Source organism: Bacillus sp. NMCN1, from assembly GCF_002998085.1.
Classification (GTDB): Bacteria; Bacillota; Bacilli; order Bacillales; family Bacillaceae; genus Bacillus.
In genome coordinates this window covers 1,466,780-1,475,670 of record NZ_PVQL01000001.1, presented here as the reverse complement: position 1 = coordinate 1,475,670, position 8,891 = coordinate 1,466,780, and the positions used below count along the sequence as shown (strand labels likewise).

General features: G+C 40.8%; 12 protein-coding genes. 11 read left to right on the top strand and 1 reads right to left on the bottom strand.

Translation table 11 applies throughout. The features are described 5' to 3' along the window. The 9 genes from C6W21_RS07895 (at position 1) to C6W21_RS07860 (ending at position 5,156) form a co-directional block, all read left to right on the top strand. Positions 1-243, top strand: a complete 243-nt coding sequence (locus C6W21_RS07895; RefSeq protein ID WP_050943707.1) for a DNA-binding protein — start codon at positions 1-3, stop codon at positions 241-243. A 385-nt stretch (positions 244-628) separates the two neighbouring features. Then, positions 629-757 carry a hypothetical protein gene (locus C6W21_RS19555; RefSeq protein WP_486187520.1) on the top strand — a complete coding sequence of 43 codons (129 nt, stop codon included), beginning with the start codon at positions 629-631 and terminating at the stop codon, positions 755-757. 59 nt (positions 758-816) lie between these two features. After that, positions 817-1,164, top strand: a complete 348-nt coding sequence (locus C6W21_RS07890) for a YxiJ family protein (protein ID WP_106049899.1) — start codon at positions 817-819, stop codon at positions 1,162-1,164. Between the two features lie 18 nt (positions 1,165-1,182). Beyond that, positions 1,183-1,560 (top strand): hypothetical protein, encoded by a 378-nt coding sequence (locus tag C6W21_RS07885; protein WP_106049898.1) that lies wholly within the window; start codon positions 1,183-1,185, stop codon positions 1,558-1,560. Positions 1,561-1,613: 53 nt separating this feature from the next. Further along, on the top strand, positions 1,614-2,483 hold the full coding sequence (locus tag C6W21_RS07880) for an alpha/beta hydrolase (protein ID WP_106049897.1): 870 nt from the start codon (positions 1,614-1,616) through the stop codon (positions 2,481-2,483). Between the two features lie 75 nt (positions 2,484-2,558). Continuing rightward, positions 2,559-2,915 carry a transcriptional activator HxlR gene (gene hxlR / locus C6W21_RS07875; protein WP_106049896.1) on the top strand — a complete coding sequence of 119 codons (357 nt, stop codon included), beginning with the start codon at positions 2,559-2,561 and terminating at the stop codon, positions 2,913-2,915. A 188-nt stretch (positions 2,916-3,103) separates the two neighbouring features. Continuing rightward, complete coding sequence (gene hxlA, locus C6W21_RS07870) at positions 3,104-3,736, top strand: 3-hexulose-6-phosphate synthase (RefSeq protein WP_003216301.1); 633 nt, start codon at positions 3,104-3,106, stop codon at positions 3,734-3,736. Next, positions 3,733-4,290, top strand: a complete 558-nt coding sequence (gene hxlB, locus C6W21_RS07865) for a 6-phospho-3-hexuloisomerase (RefSeq protein WP_106049895.1) — start codon at positions 3,733-3,735, stop codon at positions 4,288-4,290. The genes hxlA and hxlB overlap by 4 nt, the downstream gene beginning before the upstream one ends. A gap of 140 nt (positions 4,291-4,430) precedes the next feature. Then, positions 4,431-5,156 carry a DsbA family oxidoreductase gene (locus tag C6W21_RS07860; protein ID WP_106049894.1) on the top strand — a complete coding sequence of 242 codons (726 nt, stop codon included), beginning with the start codon at positions 4,431-4,433 and terminating at the stop codon, positions 5,154-5,156. 33 nt (positions 5,157-5,189) lie between these two features. Here the strand turns inward: C6W21_RS07860 and C6W21_RS07855 are convergent, their stop codons facing one another. Further along, positions 5,190-6,290 (bottom strand): GntR family transcriptional regulator, encoded by a 1,101-nt coding sequence (locus tag C6W21_RS07855; protein ID WP_106049893.1) that lies wholly within the window; start codon positions 6,288-6,290, stop codon positions 5,190-5,192. 273 nt (positions 6,291-6,563) lie between these two features. Here C6W21_RS07855 and C6W21_RS07850 point away from each other — a divergent pair, with 273 nt between their 5' ends. Both C6W21_RS07850 and C6W21_RS07845 read left to right on the top strand, forming a co-directional pair. Further along, positions 6,564-8,189, top strand: a complete 1,626-nt coding sequence (locus C6W21_RS07850; RefSeq protein ID WP_106049892.1) for a xylulokinase — start codon at positions 6,564-6,566, stop codon at positions 8,187-8,189. Beyond that, positions 8,183-8,887, top strand: a complete 705-nt coding sequence (locus C6W21_RS07845) for an L-ribulose-5-phosphate 4-epimerase (protein ID WP_106049891.1) — start codon at positions 8,183-8,185, stop codon at positions 8,885-8,887. The genes C6W21_RS07850 and C6W21_RS07845 overlap by 7 nt, the downstream gene beginning before the upstream one ends. Positions 8,888-8,891 lie beyond the last annotated feature (4 nt).

The following is an 8,891-nucleotide window of genomic DNA, read 5'->3' as shown; positions in this document are numbered from 1 at the left end:
ATGGTCGAACCAGAAATGATAGACTGTATAAATAAAATACAAAAAGTCTTAAATGGGACTATGACTAGAGAAGAAGTTTCTGATTGGGCTGAGATTTATGTTAGTGCAGATGATCCTGAAGTCGATGATGAAAAAGTTTGGGATATGCTGATTCTTCTAAGTGGAATTGATTTGAAAGATGCTCCCAATTCCTATTTCCACACAGAAGAGGATTTGGAAGAATGGATAAGAAAATATAAATAGCTTTAGTAGAAATGTGCCTTTTAGTATGTTATTCACTATAAGGCGCATTTTTTGTTATTTATTTGTTGCCCAAATTTTAAACATGAGAAGATATGCCAAAAGGGTATATAGTTTTATGGAACCTTATAAACTTTTCGAAAGTTAAAGTAAGTGTATTGTTATAGAGGTAATACAAAAGAAGTCCAAGAATTAAAAATTATTCTACAAATATAAGTAAAAAGTAATTCAAGAGAATAATTGAAAATAATCAAAATTACAAAATGTCACTCATCATGAAATACGATTTATAAATGTGGTAAGGTAATTCTAGATTTGAAGAATTAATAACAGAAGGGGTAAAATAGAAAATTTTAAATCTGTCTTTCATCTTTATGATACAGGGAACTTGAACAATGAACTACTTGAAGAATTTGATACAAATTCAAATTTTCTATTTAACATCAATGGGATGTTACTCGCAATAGAATCGAAAAACGTATGTTTCGATTCACAAGAATTTATTTGCAGTGTATAGGAAGATCTCATTAGCGTCTAAATAAGAATTAAAAACAATGAGAGATTGGGGAAAAATCCATGAGAATCAGCCGTGATAAACAAGGTTTATTCGATGATGTAAAACAACTTTATCAATACTTATTAGATTCAGCTTATCCAGATGATATCATCTCTTTTGAAGAAGAAACTGGTATATCCTCAGATGATTTTTATTTATTTTTTTCACTTGTTGCAGGCAGCTTAAGTTATGTGATCGATCATAAACGAATACCGAAAAAACAGTTAAACGTGCTGCGTCAGTCATTTGAAGAGCAATATCCCCAAATCAAAACGTATCAACATATCCTTGAGTCATATCCTTTGTTGCATTCCTACGTTCAATACCATGAAGAAACAAGAAAACGAATCATGGCACTTATACAATAACCTCTTGGAGGACAAACGATGACATGGTTTTTAGATGAAAAAATCCAGAAACAAATCCCTGATTTCGATATCAGTCTTCTAAAGCAAATCAATGAATTTCACTACTTTAAAGAGTATAATGAACATTACGACTTGATCAACTGTATTGTTCTGCACATCCCATATGAATCCTCGAATCTACAAGCAGACATTCATCTGAAATTCACCAATGTCTCTTCTGTTCAAATCAAAGATTTGGAGTTAACAAACGATTCCTATCTTTTTTTGGACATTCAGCTTTTGGATAGAGGCTGGGAAAATTTGAATTACTTTGTAGAAGACTATGAAGAAGATTATTTTTCATTTTATTGTCAAACAGTTCAAGTCATACAAGTCGTATCAAATGAATCGTGCTAGTCTATCTACATATGTGCTAATCATGCTTCTTCATCCCAACATAGAAAGGTGCAATGACATTGAATCGAATCACGAAATGGCTCTTATTTGCGGCTGTCATCGCGGGCTTATTGGTATGCGCATTCTTTGTGTTCCGTTTCAACCAGCCTAAGCCGACGACGAACATTCATTACGCAGACACACAAAACAAACAGCAAACACTCGATATGTACATGCCGAAGGGCAAAGATGAAGACAAAAAGAAGAAGCACCCAGTCATGATTTATCTCCATGGCGGCGGCTGGACAGGCGGCGATAAGAATAGAGTCGCTTCAAAGGCTGATTATTTTACGGGTCAAGGGTATGTGTTTGTTTCGATGAATTACAGGCTTCACCCTGATGCCAACTATGAGCAGATGGCAGATGATACAGCAAACGCCATTAAATGGGTCAAGGATCATGCAGATGAATATCAAATCGATTCATCAAAAATCAACGTGATGGGACATTCGGCAGGCGGTCATTTAACGGCATTGGTTGCCACAGATTCAACTTATTTAAAACGTGTTGGATTGTCGCCAAAAACGATCAATTCCATCGTGATTTTGGATGGACCGTTAAACATCAATCAATTTATACAAGCCATTCCATCCTATAAAAAAGTGTTTGGTAAACAGGAGAAGAACTGGACAAAGGCATCACCTGTCACTTATATGAATCAAGCGAATGTACCGCCTGTTTATTTAGTCACAGGCTGGGAAAATCCAGAGGTGTACCGATTTGCAGAAACACTGAATCATGATAAAGGCTCGCGGTTTGTTTTTCGGGTTCATTCGCTGAGCCACAGTGACTTGAATAAATGGTTTGGATCAGACAGGGCGCCAAAAGAAGCGCAAGAAATGACAAAGGCTGTCATGTCTTTTGTGAATAAACAGAATCAATAACGAAGACCGTATGCTCGACAATCTAATTTGCCGCAGTATATGATAAAGCGTAAATGGTTTGTACCAAAGGAGTGTATGTCGTTGTCATCACGTATGGAAAATAAAGTGTTTAATTGCGAAAAAGAGCTGACGCTGAATATTATCGGCGGTAAGTGGAAAATGCTGATTTTATGGCATCTGGGCAGAGAAGGTACAAAACGGTTTGGTGAGCTAAAGTCGTTAATGACTGGGATTACGCAAAGAATGCTTGTCAATCAGTTAAGAGAATTAGAGGAAGATCACATTGTGCATCGGGAGGTTTATCCTGTCGTTCCGCCAAAAGTTGAATATTCCCTCACAGAACTAGGAGAAAGCTTAATGCCGATTTTAGAGGCGATGTATGATTGGGGAAAACAATATCTCGACAGCAATTTTTTAAAGGATGATAAATAGTAATACTGCAAAAGATACTGGTCGAAAGACAGTATCTTTTTTGTGACCATATGCGAAAAAGTATAGTATGTAAAAAAAAAGTGCGTACTTGGATTGCGTCACTCCTGTTGTTATACTCATCTCATCGTTCAAGAAGCATCATTCGCAGAGCTCTTGAAGATGAAATGAAAAAACGGGAGTGAACATTGATGAAATTACAATTAGCATTAGATTTAGTGAATATACCAGAAGCGATTGAGCTGATCAAAGAAGTAGAAGGATCTATTGATGTGGTCGAAATTGGCACACCTGTTGTGATCAACGAAGGGCTTCGTGCTGTAAAAGAAGTCAAACAGGCTTTTCCGAATTTACGTGTACTCGCTGATCTGAAAATTATGGATGCTGCCGGCTATGAAGTGCAGCAGGCATCTGAAGCTGGGGCGGATATCGTCACCATTCTTGCAGCGGCTGAAGATATGTCCATTCAAGGAGCGGTGAAAGAAGCGAAAGCAAGAGGGAAACAGATTTTAGTTGATATGATTGGTATCAAAGATATCGCTGGCCGGGCAAAAGAGCTGGATGAGCTTGGAGTCGATTATATTTGTGTGCACACAGGCTATGATCTGCAAGCGGTTGGTCAAAACTCATTTGCTGACCTTATGACCATTAAACAAGTCGTCAAACAAGCGAAAACAGCCATTGCAGGCGGAATTAAGCTTGATACGTTACCTGAAGTCGTGAAATTAAATCCTGATTTGATCATTGTCGGCGGCGGTATCGCAAGCCAGGACAATAAAGCAGAAGTGGCCGCACAAATGAAGCAGCTGATCGCACAATCATGAAGACCAGTGACTATGTGAAAGCCATTTTGAATGAGCTTTCTGAGCACTCGCCCGCTATTCAAGACGAACAAACGGAGCGGCTTGTCTCAAGCATTTTAGCTGCAAGAAAGGTCTTTGTGGCAGGGGCTGGCAGGTCTGGTTTGATGGGAAAATCATTTGCCATGAGACTCACACATATTGGCGTCAAGGCTTATGTGATCGGTGAGACCAATACTCCTTCCTTTACAGAAGAAGATCTCTTGATTGTGGGGAGCGGCTCTGGTCGAACAGAGACATTGCTAGTCCTTGCAAAAAAGGCAAAAGCAATTGGCGGAAAAGTGGCAGCATTCACGCTTTCAGCTGACTCACCTCTAGCTGATCTATCGGATGAAGTCATTTTACTGTCAGGTGCGCCAAAGGATCAAAAGGAAGGAAGCCATCATACCATGCAGCCAATGGGCTCACTATTTGAGCAATCGCTTCTTCTGACATACGATGCGGTCATTTTACGTTTAATGGAAATAAAAGAGCTCGACACACATAAAATGTATGGTCACCATGCAAATTTAGAATAGTCATTTTCAAAGCCTTTCCTTTCTTAGAAGGAGAGGCTTTTTTATCTAAATCAAGAGCAGAATCTTGACATCATCGATTGGATGTAACTATAATAGTTACATCGTTAAAGAAAAAGCGTAAGCATGGAAGGAAGATAAAGATGAAAGTACAAATCTGGTCAGATATCGCCTGTCCTTTTTGTTATATAGGAAAAAAACAGCTAGAAACAGCGCTTGAACAATTCCCTCAGAAGGAACAGGTAGAAATAGAGTTTAAAAGCTTTGAGCTTGATCCGCATGCACCTGCTCAGGTCGATTATGATGTCCATGATATGCTCGTCAAAAAATATGGGATGAGCCGCAGCCAGGCCATGGCAATGAATGAGCAGGTGAAGCAGGCCGGCAAAGAGAAGGGAATTGATTTTCAATTTGATCCACTCGTGTTGACAAACACCTTTGATGCCCATCGATTGGCGCAATATGCTGGTCAAATGGGGAAAGGCGATTTCGTCATGGGAGAGCTGTTTCGAGCGTATTTTACAGATGGAAAACATGTTGGTGATCGTCAAACCCTTTTAGATATTGCAGAAAAAGCAGGTCTTGATTTGAAGGATGTGCAGCAAGTTCTAGACGGCGAAGAGTTTGCAGATCATGTACGAGAGGACGAAAAAGAGGCGAGACAGCTTGGTATTAATGCTGTTCCGTTTTTCTTGATAAATGACAAATATTCAGTGGCAGGTGCACAGCCAGCCGATACCTTCCTGCGTGCACTTGAAACGGCTTGGACAGAAGAAGCAGCTCAAGCTGAGAAAGAAGCTGACAATTCATTTGAAGCCGCATGTGCAGATGGCGTATGCGCAGTGCCTGCCCCTAAAGAAGAGATCTAATTATATAAAAAATGAGCCTTCTCCAAAAAGGGCTCATTTTTTTCTTGCATTCATTTGTTTGATCGTTTCACCTGGAACCAATTCAGGCTCGTAAAAGGTTTGATGAGGGAGATTCTTTTTCCCTTGAACTTTTTTAATCATCCAGTCTGCCGCATCCCGGCCCATTTGCTCCTGAGGGTGGGTGAGTGTTGTCAGCTTCACATGGGCATTTTTCTGGGCAATATACGAATTATCCTGTCCAATAATGGAGAGATCCTCTGGAATGGACAGCCCGATGTCACTGCATACATTGGCGACTTCTAATCCAACCTCATCGTTATAGCAAACAAGGGCAGTCAGCTCATGCTGATGCTCTAATAAGAAAGTTTTCATATTATCCCCCAAATGCTGCTTCGATTCTGTATCGAAAAAGAGTACGTGCTCAGGCAGAAAATTAAGCTTGGCTTCACCGAGGGCTTGAATATAGCCCTTCATTCGGTACTTTCCCTGTAAGTCATCTGTTTTTGAGATCAGGCCGATTTGCTGATGTCCAGAGGTGATCAGCTCTTTTGTGGCTAAATAGCTGGATTTCACATCATCTAAACAGAGAAAGGGAACCTCTAACTGCTCATAATAGGCATTGATCATAATGAGCGGTACATCTTGTTCTTTAAAAGATAGGTAGTACGAGATGTTCGGATTATATAAATTGCTTTTCGTCGGCTCGACAATGAGTCCGTCCACACCAAACGACAGCATCATTTCCAGCGCTTTTTTCTCCTGCTCCACATCGTTATTCGTACTTGCCAGTAACAAAGAATAGTTCTCTTCGTTTAATCGGCTTTCAATGCCTCGAATGATGGAAGGGAAAATGTAATCGGATATGTATGTCGTCATGACCCCAATCGTTTTCATATGCGTATGTCCAGCAGGTTTTGTTTGATATTGATTGGTCACAAATGTGCCTGAACCCTTTTCACTTCGCAAAAAACCTTCGCTCGACAATTCTAAGATGGCCTTTCGAACCGTATGCCTGCTCACTTGATACATCTCCTGCAGGCTTGATTCGGTTGGAATACGCTCCCCGATCCGGTAATCCCCTGTGAGTATTTTGCTTTTTATATCATCGATAATGATCTGGTACTTCTTTTTCATCGTTTCACTTCTTTCTCAGTTGATCATCTACTCGGATTGAGAAGAAATTGTATGGACATATTTTAACATGGTTGTCGAATCAAAAACAGGCGCTTTCCCCTTCTGTCGTCTCAGCTTTAGAAAAGTGCAGGTTTTTGTCACATTGTGTATGTACAATTATATTTATTATTGACATATGTACGTACAAATATTATATTGTGAATGTGCACAGAGAATCAATGAATCTAGAAAATTAAAATTGAAACCGCTATCAATAATGGAGGTGAATGCAGAATGAATCATGAAGAGACGACCAAAGCCTTAAAAGAAGGACGGACATCTTTAGGGATTGAATTTGGTTCAACACGAATTAAAGCCATTTTAATAGATGAAGCGTTTCAACCAATTGCCCAAGGTACATTTGAATGGGAAAGTTCTCTCCAGGAAGGAATTTGGACGTACAACTTAATCGATATCATTACAGGTCTTCAAGTAGCGTACCGGGAGATGAAAGAACAAGCGAAGCAAAGGTATGGCGTTACCATTCAAACCATTGGCTCAATTGGGGTATCAGCTATGATGCATGGTTATGTGGCATGTGATCATACAGGAGAGGTCCTCGTTCCGTTCCGCACATGGCGAAATGCAACAACCATTGAGGCGAGTCAAAAACTGACGGATGTCTTCCAATTTCATATTCCAGAAAGATGGAGCATTGCCCATTTGTATCAAGCCATATTAGAAGAGGAAAAACATCTTTCCCGCTTAGAATATATGACCACCCTATCAGGTTACATTCACTGGCTGTTAACCGGAAAGCAGGCCATTGGAATTGGTGATGCATCAGGCATGTTTCCAATTGATGAACAAACGAAGGATTACAATGAAGTAATGCTCCATCAATTTGAAGACTTGATCGCAGAAAAAGGCTATCCGTGGAAGCTGCGTCACCTTCTGCCGCGTGTTTATTTAGCAGGCGAGGAGGCTGGCGTGTTAACGGCAGCAGGAGCAGCCATTTTAGATCAAGGCAAACATTTGAAGCCAGGCATTCCATTTTGCCCGCCGGAAGGTGACGCCGGAACGGGAATGGTGGCAACAAACAGTGTAGAAAAACGGACAGGGAACATTTCAGTTGGGACATCTGTTTTTGCCATGATTGTGCTAGAGCAGGAGCTAAAGGGTGTGTATCCAGAAGTGGATATGGTCACAACGCCGGACGGAATGCCAGTTGCAATGGTTCATGCGAACAACTGTACAAGTGACTTAAATGCTTGGATGAATATATTCAGAGAGGCATTTGACGCATTGGGCATGCAAGTGGCGTCAGAAAAGGTATACGCAGCTTTATTGCAGCAGGCTTTAGAAGCAGATCGAGATGGCGGCGGACTCTTAAGCTATGGCTATTATTCTGGTGAAAATATTACAAGACTGCCAGAAGGAAGACCTCTTTTTGTCAGATCAGCTGAAAGCCGTTTTAATCTGGCTAATTTCATGCGTACCCATCTTTTTTCTGCTTTTGGCGCAATGAAAATAGGGATGGATCGTTTAAAAGAACATGAACAGGTTGTGATTGATCGTTTACTAGGGCATGGGGGGTTATTTAAAACACCGCTCGTTGGTCAAAAAATGGTCGCAGCAGCGCTTGATACACCTGTATCAGTCGTCTCCACTGCGGGAGAAGGCGGTGCGTTTGGGATGGCTGTCCTTGCTTCCTATATGGTTCACCATCAAAAGCAAACATTGGCTGAATTTCTCACGCATCAAGTGTTTACCCATACATCAGAAGAGCTCATAAAACCCGATCCGCTTGATGTCAAAGGCTTTGACAAATTTTTAAAGCGCTATCAAGAGGGCCTTCCGATTGAAGAAGCGGCAGTAGCACATCTGATGCCAAAGATAGGAGTGACAAGCGTATGCTAGAGCGTTTAAAAGAAGAAGTATTTGAAGCGAATTTAGATTTGCCGAAATACGGACTTGTGAAATTTACATGGGGCAATGTCAGTGCGTGTGATCGTGACAGTGGTTTGTTTGTTATTAAGCCGAGCGGCATAGCGTATGACCAATTATCAGCAAAAGACATGGTTGTTGTCGACTTTGACGGTGAAGTAGTGGAAGGGGAATTCAGCCCTTCATCAGATACAGCAACACATGCTGTTCTTTACAAACACTTTGAGGAAATTGGCGGTATTTCACATAGCCATTCCATGTGGGCAACCGTTTGGGCACAGGCAGGTCTTGATTTACCGGCAATGGGCACAACGCATGCCGATACATTTTACGGCGCTGTTCCCTGTGCTCGATTTCTGACAGAAGAAGAAGTCAATCGAGGTTATGAAGTAGAAACGGGCCGGCTGATCATCGAAACGTTTGAGAAAAGAAACCTAGATGTGATGGCGGTGCCAGGTGTATTGCTTCAAGGTCACGGCCCATTTACGTGGGGGAAAGATGCAAAAAGTGCGGTCACAAACAGTGTGATTTTAGATGAAGTCGCCAAAATGAATCTGTTCGCAAAGCAATTAAACGAATACGCGGAGCCTCTCCCGCAGCGAATTTTAGATAAACATTATTTAAGAAAACATGGAGAACATGCGTATTACGGACAAAAACCTTCAAGATAAAGAA

Bases quoted from the DNA above. Each gene is read 5' to 3' on its own strand.
- C6W21_RS07850 (WP_106049892.1), top strand. From the start codon at position 6,564: ATGAATCATGAAGAGACGACCAAAGCCTTAAAAGAAGGACGGACATCT.
- hxlB (WP_106049895.1), top strand. From the start codon at position 3,733: ATGAAGACCAGTGACTATGTGAAAGCCATTTTGAATGAGCTTTCTGAG.
- C6W21_RS07890 (WP_106049899.1), top strand. From the start codon at position 817: ATGAGAATCAGCCGTGATAAACAAGGTTTATTCGATGATGTAAAACAA.
- C6W21_RS07895 (WP_050943707.1), top strand. From the start codon at position 1: ATGGTCGAACCAGAAATGATAGACTGTATAAATAAAATACAAAAAGTC.
- C6W21_RS07880 (WP_106049897.1), top strand. From the start codon at position 1,614: ATGACATTGAATCGAATCACGAAATGGCTCTTATTTGCGGCTGTCATC.
- C6W21_RS07845 (WP_106049891.1), top strand. From the start codon at position 8,183: ATGCTAGAGCGTTTAAAAGAAGAAGTATTTGAAGCGAATTTAGATTTG.
- hxlA (WP_003216301.1), top strand. From the start codon at position 3,104: ATGAAATTACAATTAGCATTAGATTTAGTGAATATACCAGAAGCGATT.
- hxlR (WP_106049896.1), top strand. From the start codon at position 2,559: ATGTCGTTGTCATCACGTATGGAAAATAAAGTGTTTAATTGCGAAAAA.
- C6W21_RS07855 (WP_106049893.1), bottom strand. From the start codon at position 6,290: ATGAAAAAGAAGTACCAGATCATTATCGATGATATAAAAAGCAAAATA.
- C6W21_RS07885 (WP_106049898.1), top strand. From the start codon at position 1,183: ATGACATGGTTTTTAGATGAAAAAATCCAGAAACAAATCCCTGATTTC.
- C6W21_RS07860 (WP_106049894.1), top strand. From the start codon at position 4,431: ATGAAAGTACAAATCTGGTCAGATATCGCCTGTCCTTTTTGTTATATA.